This window comes from Flavobacterium lipolyticum (genome assembly GCF_020905335.1).
Classification (GTDB): domain Bacteria; phylum Bacteroidota; class Bacteroidia; order Flavobacteriales; family Flavobacteriaceae; genus Flavobacterium; species Flavobacterium lipolyticum.
In genome coordinates, this window is the sequence record NZ_JAJJMN010000001.1 from 3,447,122 (window position 1) to 3,469,908 (window position 22,787).

A 22,787-nucleotide genomic window follows, 5' to 3' on the forward strand; every position below is an offset into this window, starting at 1 on the left:
AAAGGTACAAAAATGGTAACTCTAAAAAGTAACAGAATTTTATTTTAAACTATTAGAATTTCAATATCAGGCATTTTCAAAGTTCCAGGCCTTTTGTTGGTTTTCACTTAAAAAAGTCCAGGCTACAATTCGGCTTGTTTTTTGGCCCTGAGCCATATCAATTGTTTGAATATCGACTGCATTTACTTTGTTTAATGTTTTGTAAAGGCTGTAAAGATTATCTCTTTTTGATACTAAAGTGGTGAACCAAAGACATTGTGTGGCATATTTAGCGCTTTCGTAAATCATCTGAGTGATAAAACGAAGCTCACCTCCATCACACCATAATTCAGCATTTTGACCTCCGAAGTTTAAAACAGGGGCTACTTTCTTTTTGTCCTTCGGGTTTAAATTAGAAACTTTACGAAGCGTACTTCTGTTGGCTTCTTCTGCCGAAGCATGAAAAGGCGGATTGCACATCGTGAACGTAAAACGATCTTCGGGAGTAATGATGTTTTTAAAAATAAAGCGCGATTCTGTCTGTTGCTGAAGGCTAATGGCCTCAATTAGTTTTGGATTTGCTTCAATAATTTTACTGCAGTTTTCGATTGCTTTTCTATCGATATCAGTTCCAACAAAGTCCCAGCCGTAAATAGCATTTCCTAAAATAGGATAAATGCAGTTAGCACCCGTACCTACATCTAAACCTAACACGGATGATCCCTGAGGAATAGTTCCGTTATTAGTTTCGGCCAATAAATCGGCCAGATAATGGATGTAATCCGTTCTTCCGGGAATAGGCGGACAAAGATAATTTTTAGGGATGTCCCAATTTTGTATGTCATAATAGGTTTTCAGTAAAGCTTTGTTGAGCAGTTTTACCGAAAGGGGATTACTGAAATCAATAGTTTCAATTCCGTGATTGTTTACAGCAACCTGCGCTTTTAATTCAGGGCAATTTGCGATAAGAAGTTCGAAATCATAACGTGAGCGATGCAGATTTCGGGGATGTAAATTGTTTTTTTCGGAATTGTCTGTTGCTTTCATTTTGTGAATTTGGGTGCAAAGATAGTCATTCCTTTTTTGTGATTGTATTCAGAACAACAATCCTTAATCCATACATTCCATCAACAGTAAATCACCATCGGTATGGATAATGGTTACCAGACCATCCTGAAGAGCAGAATTGCTGCTTCCGGTTCTGTAGCCAATGGTTAAGGTATCGTTTTCAAGAGGATATTGTAAATTGGTTGAATAAATTCCGTTAACCACCCCAATCGGAATCAGGGAGATAGGAGTTTTTGCAGTGTACCATTTCTCGAATTTGTGAGGAAGTAAGAATACTTTAGAATGATCGTCGAGAATAACAATTTTAAGCAAATCGCGGTAGCGGGCAATATTGGTGATATTGGTTATGGTATGGTCTGCCCGTTTTCCGGTGGCCCAGACAACATTTACAGCAGGGATCTTCCGATCGATTAAATAATCAAAAGCTTTCTCCAGATCGGTTTTGTCCTGATCGGGAGTATGAACAATTTCTATAGGGTATTGTGTCGTTTTGTAAATTTCAGGATCAAAACCACGGTCGAAATCACCCAAAAGCACATCGACTTTGATGCCCAATTCAATTACTCTCTCTATGGCGGAATCGAGTACGATAACCAGAGGAGACCATTCCAGCAATTGTCCTAATAATTCCGGATGGCATGCTGCTCCGTTGGCGATAATTAAAGCGGGTTCCTGGTCGTCGCGTACGATATGATGTGAAGACATTTAGTTTTTAATTTGAAATGTGCTGCAAATGTACAAAAGTTCGTGTTTAGTCTCGGTTTATAGTCACAGTATTCAGTATTCAGTCACAGTTTATAGTCACAGTTTACAGTCTCAGTTTACAGTCTCAGTTTACAGTCTCAGTTTACAGTATTCCGAAAACTGGGACTGCGGCCACGGCTGAGAACTGAATACTGCGACTGAATACTGAACACTGCAACTGAACACTGCGACTGAACACTGCGACTGAACACTGCGACTGAACACTGCAACTGAACACTGCAACTGAACACTGCAACTGAACACTGCAACTGAACACTGCAACTGAACACTGCGACTGAACACTGCGACTGAACACTGCAACTGAACACTGCGACTGAACACTGCGACTGAACACAGCAACTGAACACTGCGACTGAACACTGCGACTGAACACTGCGACTGAACACTGCGACTGAACACTGCGACTGAACACTGCGACTGAACACTGCGACTGAACACTGCGACTGAACACTGCGACTGAACACTGCGACTGTAAACTTAAAAAACTAATCTGCGGTGGTAATTGATCTGCCCTAAATGATAGGCTAAATGGGTAGAAAGATGCACTAAAAAGAATCCGGTTGTCATTTCTTTTTCGAAAACAATTTGCGGATAAATAAGCTCTAAATCGGCTTCGGTTAAACTGTCAAGGGTGTTGTTTACCATTAAAATAGTACGCTCGATTTTACTGATGAGCTCAGATCTTGGAATATCTTTCAGGGAAAATTCCAATGGACGATCACGAACATAGTCTGTTTTTCCTAATTCGGCACCAATGTAGGTATTTATGTTTCCCATCAGATGCAAACAAAGATTTCCCGCTGAATTGGAAATATCCGGTGCAATTGTCCAAATCAGAGCCTCGTTTTGATAGGATTCGATTTCAACTTTTAATTTGTTCAGATCTCTGTTAAAAAGAATTTTTAAGGTATCGATCAACATGGTTTTTAAGCTTTTGGGGTTATCGGAATCCAGATTTCTTCTTCAGAATCCGGATCTTCTTTTTTGTATTTTTCACCCATTATGGCAAAGTGCGGTCTTTCATCAACCATATACGCTGAATTGGGGAGCCAATCTACAAAAATTTCACGATACGTTTTGTGACCTTCGCTTTGAGGGCCTTTATGAACAAAAACAGCATACAATCCCTCAGGAATTACCAAAGATTTCATTTCCTGTGGTACTCCATCAAGTGCAGAGACTTCGACTGCTGCCCATTTTTCGAAGGTATTTCCGGGATCAAAATTGTCAAAATGTGCCGTTGGAAAAACTTCCAGAGAATACAAGTTGGCATCGATTATGTTTTTAATTTCTTTTCGTTTCGGCATAAACGAACTCCATAACTCATGGGTTTTGTTTTCCAAAAACGACATTATTACGTATTTACCAATTAGTTTTTTTTCGGATAAGATCTGAATTCTGGCTTCCATTGTTTACTGATTATTGAATTTTGTATTTTTTGTAATCGGTTTCACTAAGCGAAAAATAACCTAACGGATAATTGGCCTTATCGGCCGTATTGATAATATTTCCTCTTACGGTTGCGGGAGGAGACTGAAAAGGTCCGCCAACATTGTTTCCGGCAATACTCACCAGAATGCTCATATAATTGTAATATTGTTTAGAGATACCGTAATGTGTCATTTCGACTTCATTTCCAACTTTTAAATCGTCATCATCTGAAGCGCTGAAATATTCATTTCCCTGAAAAAATTTGTCTTCCGTAACGTAGTAAGTTGAGGTAATTTTCGTCGAATATACATATTTAAAAAGATAAAAATTATCGGCATTAGCAGGATCGTTAAAATAAGCACGGGTTTCAACTTCTTTTCCTGAAAAACCGCCCTGATTGTTTTGCTCCACCCGGGTTATGGGAGCGACTGATTTCATGGATTCAGTAGCAGTATAAGTAATTCCGCCGGAAATCACCGTTAAGGTATAGATTTCGTCAATTACCGGAATGAAATTCGAGCATACATACCGTCCGGTTTTCGGAACTTCACTAAAATTGAATTTTATGTTCTGGCTGTTCGTGATAAATACGGTGGCACCCGAAACGGTAGGGATGACATTTTGAAAATAACCTGTAGTGGTGGTCAGTTTTATGGTTTGTTGCTTTCCTGTAGTTCCTTTTTGCCAGTTTATAGCCGCTTCTATAACTAATTTTGGAGGGGCAGTATCCAGATTAACATCCACAACTTCTTCACAGCCAGTGAAAAAAATGGATATAAAAAGGACAATTAAGAGAGTTGCTTTTTTCATGATCTGTCTTTTATTTTCTTTGGAGGGAAGGTTGGTCTTAAAATTTAAAATTATAGCTAACGGCAGGAACAATTCCGAAAATTGAAGTTTTTACGGCTTCATTTGCAGCGGTATCGGTATTTTGGCGGAAATTAATCGAGGCTGCATTCTGGCGGTTGTATAAATTGTAAATACTAAAAACCCATTCTGCTTTCCACTTCCTGTCTTTGTTTTTTCGAGGTGTCAAAGTTGCCGAAACATCTAAATGGTGATAGGCCGGCAAACGGTTGTCGTTTCTTAAACCATAACTAGGCACCGTAATTCCTAAATACTGATATTGTCCATTTGGATAGGTAACAGGTTGTCCTGACTGAAGCGCAAAATTAGCTCCAAAAGACCATTTCTCGTTCAGGTTATAGGCTGATGTCACGGCTAAATTATGCGTTTTATCATAGGCAGAACTGTACCATTGTCCGTTGTTGATACCAGTCTCTTCGGGAGTTCTTCCCGGAGTCTGCTGTTGTGATTTGGATAAAGTATAGGAAATCCATCCGTTGAATTTACCTTCGTTTTTCTTTAGCATAAATTCGAGACCATAAGCTCTCATTCTTCCGTTGAGAATTATTTGCTCGATCGCATTATTCGCAATCAAATCGGCACCATCGATATAATCGAGTCGGTTTTGAATCTTTTTATAATAGGTTTCGACTTCAACGGTATAAGCGCCATTATTAATATTTCTAAAATAGCCCAAAGCAACCTGATCTGCAATCTGAGGTTTGATGTAGTTGTCACTAGGCATCCACACGTCAAGCGGAGTAGGTGATGAGGTATTCGAAATCAATTGAAGATACTGCGCCATGCGGTTATAACTTGCTTTAATAGCCTGATCGTCGTTTAACTGATAAGAAACCGAAAGCCGTGGTTCGAAATTGTTGTAATCCTGAATGACCTTGTTTTTACCGAAGTATTTTGTTGAGGTAGGAATTCCTTTTTCGTAAATCTGCATATTATTATTGAAGGTTACAGCCTCATTATTGTTGTAATAATTAATCGTAGAAGTACCTAAGCGGTAGAAAAGACTGTAACGCAAGCCATAAGCCAGTGTGAGTTTTTTGGAAAGCTGATTTTCGGCTTCGATATAAACAGAAGGTTCAAAAGCATATTTTTTGTCCAGCTGGTCCGGATTAATTCCGGATTTTTCATTACTTGGTTTAATGGTCCCGGGATTAAACTCATAGTAAATTCCATTTAAACCGTAGTTCAGTTTGAATTTATCCGAGATATAGTTTTTGAAATCGTATTTGATGTTGTAATTTTTAATTCCGGAGTCCCATTTAAAGCCTACAAAATCTAAGTCAAGACCGTAATAGTAATCGCTGTAAATCAGAGATAAATTGGAAAATAACTTATCAGAGTACAAATGGTTCCAACGCAGGTTTAGTGTCGAATTTCCGTAAATATTGGTAAAGCTCTTGTTCAGACTAAATACGTCGCGACCAAAATAACCCGATAAATACAAGCTGTTGTTTTCGTTTAGCTTATAACTCAATTTAGTGTTCAAATCATAAAAATAGGCAGCGTTGTTTTTTTGATCTTCGGATAACTTTAGAAATAAATGAGCGTAAGAAGCTCTTCCTCCAATCAGGAATGAACCTTTGTCTTTCACTAGCGGACCTTCGGCTAAAATTCGGCTTGAAATTAATCCAATTCCACCATTGACATGAAATTCTTTACTGTTTCCGTCTTTTTGATAAATGTCTAAAACTGAAGAGGCTCTTCCGCCATAGCGGGCGGGAATTCCTCCTTTATATAATTTTAAATCTTTGATGGCATCCGGATTAAAAACGGAGAAAAAACCAAATACGTGAGAAGAATTAAAGATAGTAGCTTCGTCCAGTAAAATCAAATTCTGATCGGCACCTCCGCCGCGTACATTGAATCCCGAAGCGCCTTCTCCCGCATTCGTAACTCCCGGGAGCAATAAAATCGATTTTAAGACATCGACTTCACCCAAAACAACGGGCATTCTTTTGATCGTGGCAATAGAGAGTTTATTGGCACTCATTTCAGGCGATTTGATGTTGATTTTGCCTTTATTATCCGTAATTATGACCTCTTTAAGTTCTTCACCGCTTTCGGTAATAGCAAAATTATTTTTAGTGTTTTGATTTAAAGTAATGGTCTTTTGAAGAGTCTGATAACCAACATAACTAATTTCAATTTGATGCTCTCCCTTTGGAACAGTTAGAGAATAAAAACCATATTCATTGGTGGTAGTACCCATTTTTAAGGCCGGAATATAGAGGTTAACGCCAATTAAAGTTTCATTGTTTTTAAAGTCGGTGATGGTACCGCTCAGTGTGAATTTTTCCTGAGAAAATGATGTTAGAATAGTAAAGAAGAAAAATAAAAAAGCAGTTATTTTTTTGGTGGTCATTATCTTGGTTTTGAGTTACATAGTTAACGATTCTTGTTAAATATTTCTGCAGAACGATTGTTAAACATTAGTTAAGAATGACTTTTTCTCTAAGGTTCAAAAGGTACACAGGTGCAGAGGTTCAAAGTTTTTTAGTTCAACTTACAAAAAAAAGACAACTGTTAAAAGTTGTCTTTTTAAGGGAGATACATTGTTAGATCTCTATTATTTTATACTGCTATTTTATTTGAGCAATAATGGAGTTGAATGTTTCGCTTGGTCGCATTGCTTTGCTTACTAACTCCGGAGTTGGCTGGTAATAACCACCAATCGTTTGAGGTTTTCCTTGTGCACCAATTAATTCAGCATCGATTTTAGCTTCGTTAGCTTCAAATTCAGCAGCAATTGGAGTGAAGATCGCTTTCAATTCAGCATCTTTGTTTTGAGCAGCCAAAGCCTGAGCCCAGTAGTATGCAAGGTAAAAATGAGAGCCACGGTTGTCAATCTGACCTACTTTACGGGCAGGAGATTTATCATTGGCAAGGAATTTATCATTGGCCTGATCTAAAGTTTCAGACAGAACAATAGCTTTAGAATTGTCTAAAGTTTGTCCTAAATGCTCTAAAGAAGCTCCAAGTGCTAAAAACTCTCCTAATGAATCCCAACGTAAGTATCCTTCTTCTGTAAATTGCTCTACGTGTTTTGGAGCAGAACCTCCGGCACCCGTTTCAAACAATCCACCACCGTTCATTAACGGAACGATAGATAACATTTTAGCCGAAGTTCCTAATTCCAGAATAGGAAATAAATCGGTTAAATAATCGCGTAAAACGTTTCCGGTTACCGAGATAGTGTCTAAACCTTTAATGATTCTGTCTAAAGTAAATTCAGTAGCAGCAACTGGGTTTAAGATGCGAATATCCAGATTTACGGTATTGTGATCTTTTAAATATTTTTGAACTTTTGCGATCAATTCTCTGTCATGTGCTCTGTTTTCGTCTAACCAGAAAACGGCAGGAGTATCAGATAAACGTGCTCTGTTTACAGCTAGTTTAACCCAGTCCTGAATTGGAGCATCTTTGGCCTGACACATTCTGAAAATATCATTAGTTTCAACGTTTTGTTCCATTAAAACAGTTCCTTTGTTGTCTGTTACACGAACAACTCCGTCAGCTTTAATTTGGAAAGTTTTGTCGTGAGATCCGTATTCTTCTGCTTTTTGAGCCATTAACCCTACGTTAGGAACACTTCCCATTGTTTTAGGATCAAAAGCACCGTGTTTTTTACAGAAATCGATAGTAGCCGTGTAAATTCCAGCGTAAGAGCGATCCGGAATAACTGCGATGGTATCTTGTTGTTTTCCTTCTTTATTGTACATCTGTCCTGAAGTACGAATCATTGCCGGCATAGAAGCATCAACAATTACATCTGAAGGTACGTGTAAGTTTGTAATTCCTTTATCAGAATTCACCATTGCCAAAGCAGGACCGTTTTCGATTGCTTTAGTAATGTCAGCTTCCACTTCTGCTTGTTCAGGTCTTCCTGCAATTTTTGCATAGATATCACCTAAACCATTTCTGGTGTCAATGTTTAATTCTGCAAACAAAGTTTCATATTTTTTGAAAAGATCTGCAAAGTATACTTCAACGATAGCGCCAAAGATAATTGGATCTGATACTTTCATCATGGTCGCTTTTAAGTGTACCGAAAGTAAAACACCTTCTTTTTTAGCATCAGCGATAGCATCAGCAGCAAAAGCTTTTAATTTTTTTACACTTAAAACAGAACTGTCAATGATCTCACCTGCTTTAAGCGGAGTACTGGCTTTTAATACAGTAGTGGTACCGTCTTTTGCAACGAATTCAATTTTTACATCGTTAGCTTCTGCAACTGTAAGCGATTTTTCACTTCCGTAGAAATCACCGTTTGACATTGAAGCTACTTTTGTTTTAGAATCAGCAGACCAGGCACCCATGGAGTGTGGATTTGATTTTGCAAAGTTCTTTACTGCTCTTGGTGCTCTACGATCTGAGTTTCCTTCACGTAAAACCGGGTTTACAGCAGAACCTAAAACTTTAGCATATTTTGCTTTAATTTCCTTTTCGGTATCGTTTTGCGGATCTTCAGGGTAATTTGGAATTCCGTAACCATGTGACTGTAACTCAGCAATAGCCGCTTTTAATTGCGGTACCGATGCAGAAATGTTTGGTAATTTGATAATATTAGCATCAGGCTGTGTTGCCAACTGACCCAATTCTGCCAAGGCATCTCCGGTTTTTTGAGCAGCTGTTAGAAGCTCAGGAAAATTAGATAAAATTCTGCCAGCCAAAGAGATGTCTCTGGTTTCAATAGCGATACCAGCAGTACCCGTAAATGCTTGAACAATAGGTAAAAAAGAATAAGTCGCTAACAAGGGCGCCTCATCAGTTAAGGTGTAATAGATTTTCGAATTCTGTGTCATTTTTTTTTTTTTTTTTTTATAATCGTATCGCCAGAGAATGGCAATGTAAAAGGTATAGTCGGCTCAGAATGAGCGGAGCAAATATAATAAAAACAGTCCGAAAACGGTGTAGTTTTCAGGAGAAATGCCGAAATTATCAGATTGTTATTTCGAGGTCTTTAAATTGTCAAATCGACGATTTTGGTATTAAAAAATTACGGTTTTGATGAATCACAGAGAAAAGTGGACTATTTCGGAATTGGCAAACCTTTTCAGTTGTATAAAATTACTTAAGCAAAGTGTTTTTGTGTGAAAAATTGTACTTTTGATTTAATAAATGAATGAGTAATAAAGTGTAAGCTACATTGTTTAATATGTTTTTTACTTATTGTTTGTTATAAAACTTAATTATTATCTTTGAATTATGAGCACACTTACAAAACAAAATCATATAGGGCGAAAAATTAGCCGTATTCGTGAACTTCGAGATATGAAGCAAGAAGCTTTGGCACAGGCTTTAGGAACAAGTCAGCAAGCTGTTTCTGCTATTGAAAACAGTGAAACGATAGATGATGAAAGACTTAAAGAAGTTGCAAAAGCGCTTGGAGTAACTGTTGAAGCAATTAAAAATTTTTCAGAAGACAATATGATTAGTTACTTTAATAGTTTCCATGATAACAGTTTTACAAATGGAACAGCATTCAGTACAAATCATTATTGTACTTTCAATCCATTGGATAAATTAATCGAAATTTTTCAGGAGAAAGAAAAGCTTTACGAACGTTTATTACAAGCTGAAAAAGATAAAATCGAGTATTTGGAAAATCTATTGAAAAAATAGATACCAATTTTCATTAAAATACAAACCGATGCTTTAGGAGTGTCGGTTTTTTTATTTTGGGCATGTCCCGCCGAAAAAGGCGGGTCGGGCTATCCGCTTCAAGTCCTCGCACTTCCTTCGTCAGGCTGTGGGCTTTCCACTTCTATCCCTCACGCAAACGGTTTCATTAGACCGTTTATGGTTTGCAAGATTAAGCTGGTAAAATCTGTTTTTATCAGCGTTTTCGCTTTAGCGAATCAGTAAAATCAGTGTCTAATTTTGACGCGGATGAAACAGATTTACTTTGTAAAAACGCAGATAAAAACGGATTTTATTTTCCAAAAGATTAACTTAATGACATTGACTTCTATCACTTACACAAGCCGTAGAATAAGAATTTTTTGTTTATTAAGCGCAATTATTTTTACAATCTTGTCATTTCGACGAAGGAGAAATCATACGCGGGATTCGGCAAAGATTGACGATTTTGATTGTGGAGTTTCTAGTGTGATTTACTTCGTCTGTTCGATGTCGCTCGGGTCTCGTTCCTCGAAATGATAAGATTAAGCTGGTAAAATCTGTTTTTATCAGCATTTTCCCTTTAGCGAATCAGTAAAATCAGTGTCTAATTTTGACGCGGATAAAACAGATTTACTTCGTAAAAACGCAGATAAAAACGGATTTTAATCCGTTGAAATGATGTATGTCGCGCAATCTGAGAAACCCGACAGGTTTTTAAAACCTGTCGGGTTTGGCGTAAACTAAAAGCTCTTATGAAAATGATTGTCCTAGCCCCGATAGCAGTGGAAATCCTTTTGCTTTTTTCTTTAAAAAGCAAAAGATTGAAACGGATAGCGGGATTAGCTCCTGAAAATTTTAAAAAACAGGCAAAAAAAAACCCGTTTCAAATGAAACGAGTTTTTTATAACCAATAGATAAATGATTATCTTCTTTTATCTTTAATCTTAGCTTTTTTACCAGTAAGTTCTCTGAAGTAGAAAATTCTAGCTCTACGTACAGCTCCTTTTTTGTTGATTTCAATTTTTTGTAAAGCTGGTAAGTTTACTGGGAAGATACGCTCAACTCCAATAGCTCCAGACATTTTACGGATAGTAAAAGTTTCTGTGTTACCAGAACCTCTTCTTTGAATAACAACTCCTTTAAAAAACTGAGTTCTTGTTTTTTCACCCTCTTTAATTTCGTAGTAAACTGTGATAGTATCTCCAGCTCCGAAAACAGGGAAATCTTTTTTAGCAACGAATTCGTTTTGAACGAACTTTAATAAATCTGCCATGATAATTTTTATTATTGTTTATTTAGAGTAACATTCACGTATTTCGCCAGAGGTTAGTCTAATTCGGGTGCAAATGTAAAAAATAATTGTAAATTATGAATTATAAATTGTAAATTATTTTAAGTTGCTGATAAATTGAGGGTTAGTGTTCAGTCACAGTGTTCAGTCACAGTGTTCAGTCGCAGTATACAGTGTTCAGTCTCAGTCTCAGTCTCAGTCTCAGTCTCAGTATACAGTTACAGTAGTAATCAATACAATAAAACTGAACATTGTATACTGTATACTGTGACTGAACACTGAGTACTTACTTAGGCTGCTGTTGCGTCACACAGTGGATCATTCCTCCATTAGCGTACAAATTACGAACATCGATACCAATTACCTTTCTGTTAGGATACAAGCTTTGAATCAGTTGGTTCGCAACCGCATCATTAGGATCATTGTAATTAGGAACTAATACAACCGTGTTTCCAATGTAGTAATTAACATAAGAACCTTTGTATCCTAATTTTTTACCATAAGCCGTTATAACTTTGTTTTGAGTCAAAGGCAGTTTTAGGAAATTGTATTTTTTACCTTTTAGATCTTTTGAATTGTACAAAGTAGGGATGTCTCCTTCTGGTACTTCCCAGTACAGTAAATCATCTTCACTCATCGTTACGATGGTGTTGTCATTACCAAATCGTGCAAACCCGTCAATGTGCATGTCAGTAATGTCTTTTCCTGCTTTTCCGTTAAGCCAGATGAAGTTAGACACTCCTAAATATTTTTTAAAAATGGCTTCAGCTTGTGCCTGACTCATTCCAGGATTACGATTTGAGTTCAGAATAGAGCTTTTAGTAGCTAATAAGGTTCCTTTTCCATCTATTTCTACAGCTCCGCCTTCGTTGATCATGATCGAATTTAAATCTACAACTGTTGTACTTTGATCTGCGGCAATTTGTGCAGGTATGGTGTTGCAATTTCTAAAATCGGCTTTTTCTCCCCAGCCATTAAAGCCCCAGTCCTGAATTACCAATTGGTTGTTTTTGTCTCTTACATAGATAGGACCATTATCTCGCACCCAAACATCATCCGTTTTATAGATTTTAAAATCGATAGCAGAAAGAGAAACTCCTGCATTTTGTAATAAAGTTGTAATTCTGTTCTTTTCGCTGGTATTATAAGCAACGATATGCACCTTTTCACTTGTTGACAATGATTTTGTCATGGCTACCCATGTAGCATCCAAATCATCTCTATAGTTAATACCGTATTGATATTGGTGTGGCCATTGCAGCCAGGTTCCTTCATGCGGAGCAGATTCTTCAGGCATGGTATACATAATCTCGCTTTTAATGGATTCAGTTGGTTCGTTTGGTGTTGCAGACATTCCGTCTTCCTGGCAGGAAGTGAACAAAGGAAGTAGTACTATTGGTAAAAATAATTTTTTCATCTTAATATAAGTTTGTTGTGAATTAACTTGTTTAGTGTCATTTTGTTACTAGTATTTTGACGGTACAAATGTATTTCTAAAACGTAATCCGGCAGTTGTCCAAAATGGACAAATCAAATAAGCGGAATAAAAATCGCTGTGAGATAGTCAGATTCGTTATCACAATTGTCGCTTGTTTTCAGGTATTGTTCAATAACAGGCAAATGTGAAAGTTCATAATCATGGGTTAGAAACCAGCCACCAAAGATTTGATTATACGTTTCTTCAAGGGTGTGGTAGCTTCCATGGTGAAAAAAGCGAGCATACTTGCCGCCAAAAATTTGCTTCTTTGGAAGATTTTTGAGAACAGCAGTTGTCGCAATGCAGGCTTCGTAAGTGCAATTTATTTTTTCGGTAATTAAAATGTCATCCGTTATAACTCCGAAGAAGTGAGCATCAGTTTCAGGGAATTCATTTTTTAAAAGAGTGTCCCAAAGATTTTCTATTTCGGGATTAATATAATGTGTTTTAGAGCTAAGGTAATAAACAGCTGTTTCCGGAATGGTGAGTATTTCCGGCTTTAAAACGGAAGTAAAAGATTGAAGAATACCCGTATCGTTTAATAAAAGTTCTTTTTGATTGCGGGCAAGCGAAGGAGCGCAGTCGAAATGTTTTTTGAAGGTTTTTGAAAAAGACTGCACATCGGCAAAACCTACTTCAAGTGCAATTTCTGAGATCTGTTTGTTCGAGTAGATCAGTTTTTTGTACCCATTTTCTACTTTCAATCGGGTTTGATAAGCGCCGATGGTTTCATTAAATAAAGAATAAAAAATGCGTTGCAAATTCCTGTAGGAGTAACAAGAAATATGCTCCAGAGAATTTATTGAGATGATTTGATTGTAATTCATCTCAATATAATTCCGTGTATTGTAAATATGTTTCAGATTAAAATCGCTCATTTTTTAGCTTTTAGAAAGAAGTAATAAAAAAAGATAACGATAATTACAGCTTTCAAGTATGATTGAGAAGAATCACTAAAAATAAATGAGGAGGGAATATTTTTTATTTTTCTTCCAATAAATCCGGACGTCTGTTTTTAGTATGTTCGTAGGCCATATCCTCGCGCCATTTGTCAATTTTGGCAAAATGACCGCTCGTTAGTACTTCGGGAACTTTCCAGCCTTTATAATCTGCAGGTCTTGTGTATATAGGACCTGAAAGCAGATTGTCCTGAAAACTGTCAGTCAATGCTGAAGTTTCGTCGCTCAAAACACCGGGAATCAATCGGATCAAAGCATCAGATAATACTAAGGCTCCTAATTCTCCACCGGATAATACATAATCGCCAATTGAAATTTCTTTGGTAATAAAATGGTCACGAACACGTTGATCTACCCCTTTATAATGTCCGCAGAGAATGATAATGTTTTCATACATCGACATCGTATTGGCCATTTTTTGATTTAGAGTTTCTCCATCAGGTGACATATAGATAATTTCATCATACTCGCGCTGGCTTTTTAAATGCGTGATACAGTCATCAATAGGCTGAACTGTCATTACCATTCCGGCACCTCCTCCAAACGGATAATCGTCAACACTTTTTTGCCTATTTGTGGTGTAATCACGTAAATTATGAAAATGAACTTCTACTAAACCTTTGTCTATAGCACGTTTCATAATCGAAGCCTCAAACGGACTCTTTAATAATTCAGGTAAAATTGTAATAATGTCAATTCGCATTTCTTTTCTTCAATAGTTCTAAGATGCAAAGATACAAAGTTAATTTTTGTGAATTTTCAAGATTTGAAAATGAGAGAAAATAATTAAGAGACTGGTTAGAATGAGTTGCTAACCAGTGTGTTATTTGATGGTTTGTGTTTAAGTATTTGTTTTACAGGTGAATATATGATGGTTATATAACATAAAACTACCGAAATGTAAAAAAAAGCTGCTTAATTTTAAGTAATATTACGGTTCAATCGTCTAAAAAAATAAAATCCCATGAAAAAGCTATTCTTACTAACAATTATATTGATTTTACAGGCATGTGCAACAGCCAAAAATCCAAACGATCAATGGATCGGTCAGTCAAAAAAAAATCTTATAAAGGCGTGGGGACCTCCTATACGTACTTTAAATCACCCGAATCATGGAGAAATATTAATTTATGCAGATCAGGTATATGCAAATACAGATACAAGTGAAGCTACCAGAATTGCCGGTCCAAATTATTGGAATTACACTTATATATACACCCATAAGGACGGGAAAATTTACTTGTATAAAACCGATAAACAACAGCAGCCACCACAAACGATTGCTGTAAAATAAATAGATTGATTGTTTTTTTATCAGAAAATAGCGCTGATTTATTACTGCGACGAAAATCATTTCAGTATATTTATGCTGATCTTAAGTAACTTAAAATGATGAATCATGAGAAAAATAGCAATGCTAATGGTGTTTTTTCTAATTATTTCCTGTAACAATCAAAATCAATCAAAACCTATGGATGCCACAAAAAATGAACAATTAATCAAACAGTATTTCGAACATTTTAACAACCATGACTGGAAGAAGATGTCAGAAATGTACACGGATACCGCTGATTTTAAAGACCCTTCGTTAGGGCCGGGGATTGTAAAACAAACCCGTAAACAAATTGCGGATAAGTATGCAGAATTAAATGCTGCATTTCCGGATCTGCATGATAAAGTTGTTCAGGTTTATCCATCGGGAGACAAACATATTATTGTAGAGTTTGTTTCAACAGGTACAGCGCCCGATAATTCAAAATTTGAATTGCCAATCTGCACTATTTTTACCATTGAAAACGGATTAATTACCAAAGATTTTACCTATTTCGATAATTTTGAAGAAGAGGAAAACTAAGGGCAGCTGCTAACCGTAAAAAGAGGTGTTGTCCCTACGGGACATTGTTGACGGTAGATTACCCGTATTTTGCTCCTGACGGAGCATTTTTTTTGCTAATAAGTAAAATAAATTGAGGGAAAGTAATATTTATCAACAAACTATTTGTAGCTTTATTCTTTTATTTTAAATGATCTAAAATTATTCCGTCAGGAATTAAATTTGGGTTATCAAAAAATATATGTTATACACATCGCAAATTATTCCGTCAGGAATTAAATATTGGTAGAATTAAATATGGCAAAAAAAACAATATGTTTTGCACATCGCAAATTATTCCGTCAGTAGAATTAAATATGGCAAAAAAAAAACAATATGTTTTGCACATCGCAAATTATTCCGTCAGGAATTAAGGTAGAATTAAATGTGGCAAAAAAAAACAATATGTTTTACAGATCACAAATTATTCCGTCAGGAATTAAATATCGTTAGAATTAAATATGGCAAAAAAACAATATGTTTTACAGATCACAAATTATTCCGTCAGGAATTAAATATTGGTAGAATTAAATAGGGCAAAAAAAACAATATGTTTTACACATCGCAAATTATTTCGTCAGGAATTAAATATCGGTAATTATGGCAAACACGTACACCCAAATACATATTCATTTTGTTTTCGCAGTGAAATTCAGACGTTCGTTAATAGACAAAGAATGGAAAGCAGAATTATATCAATATATAACCGGAATTATAAAAAATAATGATCATAAGCTTCTGGCGATAAATGGTGTATCGGATCATATTCATATTTTGATCGGGATCAGACCTGCCCAATCGATTTCTGATTTGATGAAAAATATTAAACAGGATTCCTCAAAATGGATCAATAGTAATAAATTATCCAAAAGTCATTTCCAATGGCAGGAAGGTTATGGAGCGTTTTCATACAGTAAATCTCAACTAAGTACTGTAATCAGGTATATTGAAAACCAGGAAGCACACCACAAAAAGAAAACATTCAGAGACGAGTATATTCACTTTTTGCAAAAGTCAGAAGTTGATTATGATGAAAAGTTTATTTTTAAAGAATTAATTTAGAAGTAATCAATAAGAAAACAGATTAGCTTAAATTTGATACAAATAGCCGGAATGAAAAGACGTTAGCCGATTAATGGAATTTGCAAGAAACGAAAAGATAATTAAACACGGAGAAAATGCAGCATTTTAAAACAAGTAAAGAGTTTATAAAAGGAGATGAAATTGAGTGGGAGATCGTAGGAGAAGGAATCAAACGTAAAATTCTGGCTTTCGATGAAAGAGTGATGTTGGTAAATGTACATTTTGAGAAAGGCGGAATCGGAGTTTTACACGAGCACTATCATTCTCAGGTTACCTACGTTTCCAGTGGTAAATTTGACGTTACTATTAGTGGCGTAACCCAAACGTTAAAGGAAGGAGATAGTTTTTACATTCCGCCTCATGCCATTCATGGAGTAGTTTGTTTGGAAAGCGGACTTCTGACAGATGTTTTTAGTCCAATGCGCGAAGATTTTATACAATCGTAAGAGCTTAAAGTCCATTAAAAGCTATAAGATAGGAACCGAATTGGCTTTGAAACCTTTAAAAATTATAATTTTTTTAAAGTTTTGGTAATAATTAGATTGGTATTTTTGCAAAATGAATTTATCCAAAACGAATGTCTTATTTATGGCAGCTTGCACCGGACTTATAGTTGCAAATCTGTATTACTGCCAACCTTTAATTGTTTTAATTGCCAACGAATTTAAAATTCCTGAAGCCAGTGCGGGAACAATAACCTATTTAACCCAGGCGGGTTATGCTATAGGGCTGTTTTTCATGGTTCCGCTGGGAGATAAAATCGAACGTAAAAAGCAAATTTTATTCACCACTTTTGCTTCTGTAATTGCTTTGATTATTGCGGCAACGGCAAAAAGTTTTTTCCTTTTGCAGGTAGCTTCTTTATTAATCGGAATTACTTCAATCGTACCACAGTTAATTCTGCCTTTGGCAGCATCTTTAAGTGCACCTGAACAACGTGGAAAAGTAGTTGGAACCATCATGAGCGGTTTGCTTGTGGGGATATTGCTTTCCAGAACTTTAAGCGGGTTTATCGGTCAGTTGCTGGGTTGGAGATCTATGTTTTATATTGCTGCCGGAATTTGTTTACTGATCTTTTTTGTGATTCAGAATAAATTCCCGGTGAATAAGCCTCAATTTCAGGGAACTTACGGACAGTTAATTCAATCCCTTTTTACACTTATAAAAACACAGCCGGTTCTGCGTGAAGCGACACTGATCAATGTATTTAGTTTTGCACAATTCGGGGCCTTCTGGACCACTATGGTTTTACTGCTTTCGGGAGAACCATTCGGTTTTAACAGTGCTACAATTGGACTATTTGGGATTGTGGGAGCTTCAGGAGCTTTGGCAGCGCCGTTAGTAGGAAAAATGGGAGACAAAGGAAACTCAAGAATTGCGGTAGGTTACGGTTGTTTATTGATCTTAATTAGTTTTCTGGTTTTTTATTTTTCAATAGAAAGTGTGATCGGAATTGCGATTGGAATTGTATTTATTGATATCGGAATTCAGGGAGTGCATATTTCAAACCAAACCCGCGTGTATTCCTTACTTCCGGAAGCCAGAAACCGATTGAATACCGTCTTTATGTCGTTTAGCTTTTTAGGAACAGCAGCCGGATCGGCTTACGGATTGTTGTTGTGGAAACTGGGCGGATGGCATGCCGTAACCATTGGATGTGTTGGATTATCGGCACTGGCATTTACGGTTTATGGTCTTACTTATAAATCATCCCGAAGCTTCGGGTCTAAAAAACAGAAAGCATAAATTGATATAAAATTAATTTGTAAATTTGCAATCAAATAAAAAATAATAACGATGGAAAACGGAATATACGCTAAATTCAACACTAGTAAAGGTTCGATTTTAGTAAAACTTGCACACGATTTAACACCTGGGACCGTAGGGAATTTTGTAGCTCTTGCAGAAGGAAATATGGAAAATAAAGTAAAACCTCAAGGACAAAAATTCTATGACGGATTGACTTTTCACAGAGTAATTCCTGATTTTATGATTCAGGGAGGATGTCCAAAAGGAACTGGAACCGGAGATCCTGGATATAAATTTGATGATGAGTTTCACCCAAGCTTGAAACACGATCGTCCGGGAGTTTTAGCAATGGCAAATTCAGGTCCGGCAAGTAACGGTTCTCAATTTTACATTACTCACGTTCCAACTTCATGGTTAGACGGAAAACATACCGTTTTTGGTCATGTAATCGAAGGACAGGATGTTGTTGATGCTGTAGCTCAGGGAGATAATCTTGATGCAGTAGAAATCATCAGAGTAGGTGAAGAAGCTCAAAAATGGAATGCAATCGAAGCTTTTATCTCTTTAAAAGGAGCTCGTTTGAAGCGTGATGCTGCTTTAAAAGCGGAATCAGAAGCAAAGATGGAGCAATTGGCTGCAGGTTTTGATAAAACGGACAGTGGGTTGCGTTATAAAATGATTCAAAAAGGAGAAGGTAAAAAAGCGGAAGCAGGTAAAACTGTTGCAGTACATTACGAAGGTTCTTTAGAAAACGGAAAAGTATTTGATTCCTCTTACCCACGTAAAAAACCGATCGAATTTAGATTAGGTCAGGGGCAGGTTATTGAAGGATGGGACGAAGGTATTGCTTTATTACAAGTAGGGGACAAAGCTCGTTTTGTAATTCCATCTGATTTAGCTTATGGAGCTTCAGGTGCAGGAGGAGTTATTCCACCACACGCAACTTTGATTTTTGACGTTGAATTAATGGACGTAAAATAAGACTTTACAGCAATTTAGTATTGTTTTAAATAGCAATCCCATTCGCTAGCCGAATGGGATTTTTTTTATATTTACTTTAAAAAACAAGAACAATGAAATTAAGGATCTTAACTTTAACCGCTGTGACGTTGCTTATCGTTTCGTGCGGTACAAAAAAAGCGGCTCCGGTTGCAACAGCCACTCCGGCTGCAACTGAGACGGCAAAAACTACAGAACTAACTCCTGCATTGGCAGAAGGTAAAAACTTGTACGAAAACAGTTGTGCAAGATGTCACAAACTATACGATCCGAAGAAATTTAGTCAGGAAGACTGGAAACCAATTCTGGTAAGAATGCAGAAAAAAGCGAAGGTTGACGATACTCAGATCGCTTTAATATCCAATTATATAACTTCTCAATTGTAAGGAGTTGATATTTGAAAAGCATAAAAACTATTCATATTATTTGGATAGTTTTTTTTTGCTCCAAAGGGAGCATAAAAAAACACCTTCACGCGGGAGGTGTTTAGAAAATTAAGAAGCGTTTTCAGAAGAATTGTCAACCGCTGCTATTTTTAAAGTTTTTATACCGGCCGGTAATTCCCAATCGACAACATCGTCTTTTTTAAAGCCAATAATAGCAACACTTAGTGGCGCTAATATTGATATTTTACCCTCTTTTACGTCCGCAAATGAAGGCAGTACAATTTGAATTTTCATTTGTTTTTTTGCTTTTACATCTTCAATAATAACATGTGAATTGATGCGTATAGTACTGCTGTCTAATTCACTTTCTTTACGGATGATAGCGCGGTCCAATTCGTGTGAAAGCTGCCCGATTTCTTTGGCATTGGTTGCGTTTTTACTTTTTAGTATCAATTCTCTTAAAAATTGATAATCTGACTTACAGAATGTAGGTGTTGGTTTCATATCTATTCTAATTTATTGTGGGTTGACTGTGTAGAATTTTCAGATGCAAATTAGAGCTACAGTCATTGCTAGCGGTCTGTAAATGGAGACTGCCGCTGAAAACTGAAAATTGTAAACTGAAAATTAAAAAATAATCCTCCGTCTGAGAGAAAAAATTGAAATAGACGGAGGCCTAATTGATAAAGGCCTTACTATGTGAAATAAATACAGTCGAGTACGCTCTTCTCGTGCGAGAAAGCGATACCGGAGAAACTGTAAATAGATTTATAGTAGTCACTGTGGAAATAATTAATTGGATTTGTAAAGATACGCAAACTTTTTGAAAACACTAAAGCGTTGTTTTCCATTTGATGTTGCAGCCAATACTTGGTTTTTGCGGATCTTTCAGACTTCTATTGTAAATAAGAGCGTCAATTGCACTGCGAAGATCACTTCCGCTTAACGGAATTCCGTTTCCCGGTCTTGAATCGTCCAACTGGCCACGGTAAAACAATCGGTCCTGATTGTCAAATAAATAAAAATCGGGAGTACAAGCCGCTTCGTAGGCTTTGGCTACTTCCTGGCTTTCGTCGTGCAAATAGGGAAAATCGATTTTGTTCTGAAAAGCAAAGTCAGTCATTAACTCAGGACCGTCTTGCGGATATTTCTCAATATCGTTGCTTGAAATGGCAATTACACCAATTCCTTGTACACGATAATCATTAGCAATCATAACAACCTCTTTGATGACATGAAGTACAAATGGGCAATGGTTACAAATAAACATAATCAAAGTACCCTTTGAGCCTCTCAAATCGTCAAATGAATAGTCATTATTCGAATTGGTATCTCTTAATTTGAAATCTGGAGCAATTGTTCCAAGAGGAATCATATTAGAAGGAGTTCGTGCCATTTTGTGGAAATAAGTTCTTCAAAAATAACTTTAAATTTCTGTAAAAGAAAGGATATAGACTTGTTTTTAATTTTTGGAGTATATTTTCTTTTTTGAGATCAGAACAACAATATGATTTCTAAATTAAGGAAAACAACTCAAAAAAACAGTTATGGAATTGGCGGTTGTAATACTAAAATTAATAGGTTTGTAAAACATCAAATAGTAAAACAAAAATGGATTTAACCTGGAGTGAATTTGAAAGAACTGATATGCGTGTCGGAACAATTATAGAAGTAAATGATTTTCCCGAAGCCAGAAAACCAGCCTACCAGCTTACCATTGATTTTGGTTCCGAAATAGGAATCCGTAAATCATCAGCCCAAATAACGGTACATTATAAAAAAGAAGATTTGTTAAACCGACAAATTATCTCAGTAGTCAATTTTCCCAAAAAGCAAATCGGGAAATTTATGAGCGAATGTTTGGTTCTTGGCGCAATAGGCAAGGAGGGAGATGTTATTTTGCTGGCTCCCGATTTTAAAATAGAAAACGGACTACGTATAGGTTAGTTTACAGTATTCAGTGACAGTCTTCAGTGACAGTTTTCAGTCGCAGTATTCAGTCACAGTATTCAGTCACAGTATTCAGTCACAGTATTCAGTCGCAGTTTACAGTCACAGTTTACAGTCACAGTTTACAGTCACAGTTTACAGTCGCAGTTTTCAGTATGCAGGCTGCGACTGAAGACTATTTTATTTTCTCTATCAATTGCTCCAGAATTAATTGTCCTTCTTCCCAATATTTTAAATCCGAATCGGAGTTGATGTGTCCTCTTTGTCCCACATTGACAAGATCGCTTCCCCACATTTCGGCAAAGTGTTTTTTTCGCTCAAAAGTCGCGTAAGGATCATTTTCGCTCGCTACGACAATAGAAGGAAAAGGCAGTTTTGAGGTTGGCATTGGTGAAAAGTTTCGTATAGATTCCGGTGTATGTGCAGGTGAATCTACATCGGCAGGTGCAACTAGTAAGGCACCCACTATGTTTGGATTGTTATGGCTCTGTGTCCAATGTAGGACAAGTGAAACAGCTAAGCTGTGTGCTACCAGTATTGTCGGACCATTAAGTCTGGAGATTTCTTCTTCTAAACGCTCAAGCCATTCTGCGCGAATAGGCTCATCCCATTCGTCGTGAACGATGCGGGTTGAGTTTTTAAATTTCTCATGCCAAAACGTTTGCCAGTGTTTGTCTCCCGAATTTCCAAGACCTGGCAGAATTAATAGCTGTATTTCCATTGTTGCTTTTTTATCAGGATAGTTGAATTGCTTATTTTAAAGCGTAAATAAATATCTACCAAATTGGTAGAGTTTATGTATTTAAAAAAAGTCCAAAATGCAAAACACTATGGACTTATACTTTAAAAAAAGTCTTCCGTCGACTAAATATCGTCAAAATCTATATCAGTGAAACTAGTTCTTTGTCCTTCAGGTTTATCAGAACCATATTCTTTTTTGAAATCTTTTTGATGCCTTTCAGAGATTACTTCTTCGCCCTTGTGGTTCAGGACATAGGAAGTCATTTCTTCAAGTATTTCGGCAAAAGCACTAAAGTCCTCTTTGTACAAGTAGATCTTGTGTTTTTTAAAATGAAAAGAACCATCCTCCTCGGTAAATTTTTTACTTTCGGTAATTGTGATATAATAATCATCAGCTTTAGTAGCTCTCACATCAAAGAAATAAGTTCTTCTTCCTGCTCGTAATACTTTAGAAAAAATCTCTTCTTTTTCTAACATGTCATTTTCTCTCATAATACGTTCCATCATTTTTGGAATTAATAGTACTCAAAAATCATAAAAAATTATC

Annotated in this window: 24 protein-coding genes; 9 read left to right on the plus strand and 15 right to left on the minus strand. The window is 36.5% G+C overall.

Translation table 11 applies throughout. The features are described from left to right. Nucleotides 1-66: 66 nt before the first annotated feature. The 7 genes from rlmF to LNQ34_RS14770 all read right to left on the minus strand — a co-directional run bounded on the left by rlmF (nucleotide 67) and on the right by LNQ34_RS14770 (nucleotide 8,912). The gene (gene rlmF / locus LNQ34_RS14740) at nucleotides 67-1,026 is read right to left on the minus strand and encodes a 23S rRNA (adenine(1618)-N(6))-methyltransferase RlmF (RefSeq protein ID WP_202701949.1); all 960 of its coding nucleotides are present in this window, start codon (nucleotides 1,024-1,026) and stop codon (nucleotides 67-69) included. 63 nt (nucleotides 1,027-1,089) lie between these two features. Then, entirely contained in the window at nucleotides 1,090-1,752 is a 663-nt protein-coding gene (locus tag LNQ34_RS14745; RefSeq protein WP_230000285.1) for a thiamine diphosphokinase, read from the minus strand. A gap of 537 nt (nucleotides 1,753-2,289) precedes the next feature. Beyond that, nucleotides 2,290-2,733: a DinB family protein gene (locus LNQ34_RS14750; protein ID WP_230000286.1), complete on the minus strand. Its 444-nt coding sequence runs from the start codon at nucleotides 2,731-2,733 to the stop codon at nucleotides 2,290-2,292. A gap of 5 nt (nucleotides 2,734-2,738) precedes the next feature. Further along, a complete protein-coding gene (locus LNQ34_RS14755; RefSeq protein WP_230000287.1) occupies nucleotides 2,739-3,221 on the minus strand; it encodes a GyrI-like domain-containing protein in 483 nt (160 codons plus the stop codon). A 10-nt stretch (nucleotides 3,222-3,231) separates the two neighbouring features. Then, nucleotides 3,232-4,053: a DUF4249 domain-containing protein gene (locus LNQ34_RS14760; RefSeq protein WP_230000288.1), complete on the minus strand. Its 822-nt coding sequence runs from the start codon at nucleotides 4,051-4,053 to the stop codon at nucleotides 3,232-3,234. Nucleotides 4,054-4,090: 37 nt separating this feature from the next. Then, nucleotides 4,091-6,472 (minus strand): TonB-dependent receptor, encoded by a 2,382-nt coding sequence (locus tag LNQ34_RS14765; RefSeq protein WP_230000289.1) that lies wholly within the window; start codon nucleotides 6,470-6,472, stop codon nucleotides 4,091-4,093. 217 nt (nucleotides 6,473-6,689) lie between these two features. Next, nucleotides 6,690-8,912, minus strand: a complete 2,223-nt coding sequence (locus tag LNQ34_RS14770; RefSeq protein ID WP_230000290.1) for an NADP-dependent isocitrate dehydrogenase — start codon at nucleotides 8,910-8,912, stop codon at nucleotides 6,690-6,692. A gap of 403 nt (nucleotides 8,913-9,315) precedes the next feature. Between LNQ34_RS14770 and LNQ34_RS14775 the strand changes: the two genes are divergently transcribed. Beyond that, the gene (locus LNQ34_RS14775; protein WP_202701956.1) at nucleotides 9,316-9,732 is read left to right on the plus strand and encodes a helix-turn-helix domain-containing protein; all 417 of its coding nucleotides are present in this window, start codon (nucleotides 9,316-9,318) and stop codon (nucleotides 9,730-9,732) included. Between the two features lie 922 nt (nucleotides 9,733-10,654). Here LNQ34_RS14775 and rplS read toward each other — a convergent pair. From rplS to trmD, 4 genes are all read right to left on the minus strand, one after another. After that, nucleotides 10,655-11,005, minus strand: coding sequence for a 50S ribosomal protein L19 (rplS, locus tag LNQ34_RS14780; RefSeq protein ID WP_017495434.1), 351 nt, complete (start codon nucleotides 11,003-11,005; stop codon nucleotides 10,655-10,657). Nucleotides 11,006-11,309: 304 nt separating this feature from the next. Beyond that, nucleotides 11,310-12,440, minus strand: coding sequence for an agmatine deiminase family protein (locus tag LNQ34_RS14785; protein WP_230000291.1), 1,131 nt, complete (start codon nucleotides 12,438-12,440; stop codon nucleotides 11,310-11,312). Nucleotides 12,441-12,553: 113 nt separating this feature from the next. Beyond that, nucleotides 12,554-13,378, minus strand: coding sequence for an AraC family transcriptional regulator (locus LNQ34_RS14790; RefSeq protein WP_230000292.1), 825 nt, complete (start codon nucleotides 13,376-13,378; stop codon nucleotides 12,554-12,556). Between the two features lie 103 nt (nucleotides 13,379-13,481). Further along, complete coding sequence (trmD, locus tag LNQ34_RS14795; RefSeq protein WP_017495431.1) at nucleotides 13,482-14,162, minus strand: tRNA (guanosine(37)-N1)-methyltransferase TrmD; 681 nt, start codon at nucleotides 14,160-14,162, stop codon at nucleotides 13,482-13,484. 261 nt (nucleotides 14,163-14,423) lie between these two features. On the opposite strand from trmD, the gene LNQ34_RS14800 reads away from it, so the two are divergent. The 7 genes from LNQ34_RS14800 to LNQ34_RS14830 all read left to right on the plus strand — a co-directional run bounded on the left by LNQ34_RS14800 (nucleotide 14,424) and on the right by LNQ34_RS14830 (nucleotide 19,549). Then, nucleotides 14,424-14,753, plus strand: a complete 330-nt coding sequence (locus LNQ34_RS14800; protein WP_230000293.1) for a hypothetical protein — start codon at nucleotides 14,424-14,426, stop codon at nucleotides 14,751-14,753. Nucleotides 14,754-14,858: 105 nt separating this feature from the next. After that, entirely contained in the window at nucleotides 14,859-15,314 is a 456-nt protein-coding gene (locus tag LNQ34_RS14805) for a nuclear transport factor 2 family protein (RefSeq protein WP_230000294.1), read from the plus strand. 618 nt (nucleotides 15,315-15,932) lie between these two features. After that, nucleotides 15,933-16,394, plus strand: a complete 462-nt coding sequence (gene tnpA / locus LNQ34_RS14810; RefSeq protein WP_230000295.1) for an IS200/IS605 family transposase — start codon at nucleotides 15,933-15,935, stop codon at nucleotides 16,392-16,394. Between the two features lie 116 nt (nucleotides 16,395-16,510). Beyond that, nucleotides 16,511-16,861 (plus strand): cupin domain-containing protein, encoded by a 351-nt coding sequence (locus LNQ34_RS14815; protein ID WP_230000296.1) that lies wholly within the window; start codon nucleotides 16,511-16,513, stop codon nucleotides 16,859-16,861. 142 nt (nucleotides 16,862-17,003) lie between these two features. Continuing rightward, nucleotides 17,004-18,161, plus strand: a complete 1,158-nt coding sequence (locus LNQ34_RS14820; RefSeq protein WP_230000297.1) for an MFS transporter — start codon at nucleotides 17,004-17,006, stop codon at nucleotides 18,159-18,161. 51 nt (nucleotides 18,162-18,212) lie between these two features. Beyond that, the gene (locus tag LNQ34_RS14825) at nucleotides 18,213-19,145 is read left to right on the plus strand and encodes a peptidylprolyl isomerase (RefSeq protein WP_230000298.1); all 933 of its coding nucleotides are present in this window, start codon (nucleotides 18,213-18,215) and stop codon (nucleotides 19,143-19,145) included. Between the two features lie 92 nt (nucleotides 19,146-19,237). Further along, entirely contained in the window at nucleotides 19,238-19,549 is a 312-nt protein-coding gene (locus LNQ34_RS14830; RefSeq protein ID WP_202704330.1) for a c-type cytochrome, read from the plus strand. Between the two features lie 108 nt (nucleotides 19,550-19,657). On the opposite strand, the gene LNQ34_RS14835 is transcribed toward LNQ34_RS14830, so the two are convergent. After that, nucleotides 19,658-20,053, minus strand: a complete 396-nt coding sequence (locus tag LNQ34_RS14835) for a GreA/GreB family elongation factor (protein WP_202704329.1) — start codon at nucleotides 20,051-20,053, stop codon at nucleotides 19,658-19,660. Nucleotides 20,054-20,381: 328 nt separating this feature from the next. Beyond that, complete coding sequence (locus LNQ34_RS14840) at nucleotides 20,382-20,945, minus strand: thioredoxin family protein (RefSeq protein ID WP_230000299.1); 564 nt, start codon at nucleotides 20,943-20,945, stop codon at nucleotides 20,382-20,384. A gap of 215 nt (nucleotides 20,946-21,160) precedes the next feature. Between LNQ34_RS14840 and LNQ34_RS14845 the strand changes: the two genes are divergently transcribed. Then, entirely contained in the window at nucleotides 21,161-21,496 is a 336-nt protein-coding gene (locus tag LNQ34_RS14845) for a tRNA-binding protein (RefSeq protein WP_089077785.1), read from the plus strand. Between the two features lie 178 nt (nucleotides 21,497-21,674). Here LNQ34_RS14845 and LNQ34_RS14850 read toward each other — a convergent pair whose 3' ends face one another. Both LNQ34_RS14850 and LNQ34_RS14855 read right to left on the minus strand, forming a co-directional pair. Beyond that, nucleotides 21,675-22,220: an RBBP9/YdeN family alpha/beta hydrolase gene (locus LNQ34_RS14850; RefSeq protein WP_202704326.1), complete on the minus strand. Its 546-nt coding sequence runs from the start codon at nucleotides 22,218-22,220 to the stop codon at nucleotides 21,675-21,677. 143 nt (nucleotides 22,221-22,363) lie between these two features. After that, the gene (locus tag LNQ34_RS14855) at nucleotides 22,364-22,732 is read right to left on the minus strand and encodes a PUR family DNA/RNA-binding protein (RefSeq protein WP_017495419.1); all 369 of its coding nucleotides are present in this window, start codon (nucleotides 22,730-22,732) and stop codon (nucleotides 22,364-22,366) included. Nucleotides 22,733-22,787: the final 55 nt, after the last annotated feature.

What these genes read in the sequence shown, in the direction of transcription:
- LNQ34_RS14775 (WP_202701956.1), top strand. Translation starts at nt 9,316, where the DNA reads ATGAGCACACTTACAAAACAAAATCATATAGGGCGAAAAATTAGCCGT.
- LNQ34_RS14850 (WP_202704326.1), bottom strand. Translation starts at nt 22,220, where the DNA reads ATGGAAATACAGCTATTAATTCTGCCAGGTCTTGGAAATTCGGGAGAC.
- LNQ34_RS14785 (WP_230000291.1), bottom strand. Translation starts at nt 12,440, where the DNA reads ATGAAAAAATTATTTTTACCAATAGTACTACTTCCTTTGTTCACTTCC.
- LNQ34_RS14750 (WP_230000286.1), bottom strand. Translation starts at nt 2,733, where the DNA reads ATGTTGATCGATACCTTAAAAATTCTTTTTAACAGAGATCTGAACAAA.
- LNQ34_RS14745 (WP_230000285.1), bottom strand. Translation starts at nt 1,752, where the DNA reads ATGTCTTCACATCATATCGTACGCGACGACCAGGAACCCGCTTTAATT.
- LNQ34_RS14800 (WP_230000293.1), top strand. Translation starts at nt 14,424, where the DNA reads ATGAAAAAGCTATTCTTACTAACAATTATATTGATTTTACAGGCATGT.
- trmD (WP_017495431.1), bottom strand. Translation starts at nt 14,162, where the DNA reads ATGCGAATTGACATTATTACAATTTTACCTGAATTATTAAAGAGTCCG.
- LNQ34_RS14790 (WP_230000292.1), bottom strand. Translation starts at nt 13,378, where the DNA reads ATGAGCGATTTTAATCTGAAACATATTTACAATACACGGAATTATATT.
- tnpA (WP_230000295.1), top strand. Translation starts at nt 15,933, where the DNA reads ATGGCAAACACGTACACCCAAATACATATTCATTTTGTTTTCGCAGTG.
- rplS (WP_017495434.1), bottom strand. Translation starts at nt 11,005, where the DNA reads ATGGCAGATTTATTAAAGTTCGTTCAAAACGAATTCGTTGCTAAAAAA.
- LNQ34_RS14770 (WP_230000290.1), bottom strand. Translation starts at nt 8,912, where the DNA reads ATGACACAGAATTCGAAAATCTATTACACCTTAACTGATGAGGCGCCC.
- LNQ34_RS14825 (WP_230000298.1), top strand. Translation starts at nt 18,213, where the DNA reads ATGGAAAACGGAATATACGCTAAATTCAACACTAGTAAAGGTTCGATT.
- LNQ34_RS14765 (WP_230000289.1), bottom strand. Translation starts at nt 6,472, where the DNA reads ATGACCACCAAAAAAATAACTGCTTTTTTATTTTTCTTCTTTACTATT.
- LNQ34_RS14855 (WP_017495419.1), bottom strand. Translation starts at nt 22,732, where the DNA reads ATGAGAGAAAATGACATGTTAGAAAAAGAAGAGATTTTTTCTAAAGTA.
- LNQ34_RS14755 (WP_230000287.1), bottom strand. Translation starts at nt 3,221, where the DNA reads ATGGAAGCCAGAATTCAGATCTTATCCGAAAAAAAACTAATTGGTAAA.
- LNQ34_RS14845 (WP_089077785.1), top strand. Translation starts at nt 21,161, where the DNA reads ATGGATTTAACCTGGAGTGAATTTGAAAGAACTGATATGCGTGTCGGA.
- LNQ34_RS14815 (WP_230000296.1), top strand. Translation starts at nt 16,511, where the DNA reads ATGCAGCATTTTAAAACAAGTAAAGAGTTTATAAAAGGAGATGAAATT.
- LNQ34_RS14760 (WP_230000288.1), bottom strand. Translation starts at nt 4,053, where the DNA reads ATGAAAAAAGCAACTCTCTTAATTGTCCTTTTTATATCCATTTTTTTC.
- LNQ34_RS14840 (WP_230000299.1), bottom strand. Translation starts at nt 20,945, where the DNA reads ATGGCACGAACTCCTTCTAATATGATTCCTCTTGGAACAATTGCTCCA.
- LNQ34_RS14835 (WP_202704329.1), bottom strand. Translation starts at nt 20,053, where the DNA reads ATGAAACCAACACCTACATTCTGTAAGTCAGATTATCAATTTTTAAGA.
- LNQ34_RS14805 (WP_230000294.1), top strand. Translation starts at nt 14,859, where the DNA reads ATGAGAAAAATAGCAATGCTAATGGTGTTTTTTCTAATTATTTCCTGT.
- LNQ34_RS14830 (WP_202704330.1), top strand. Translation starts at nt 19,238, where the DNA reads ATGAAATTAAGGATCTTAACTTTAACCGCTGTGACGTTGCTTATCGTT.
- LNQ34_RS14820 (WP_230000297.1), top strand. Translation starts at nt 17,004, where the DNA reads ATGGCAGCTTGCACCGGACTTATAGTTGCAAATCTGTATTACTGCCAA.
- rlmF (WP_202701949.1), bottom strand. Translation starts at nt 1,026, where the DNA reads ATGAAAGCAACAGACAATTCCGAAAAAAACAATTTACATCCCCGAAAT.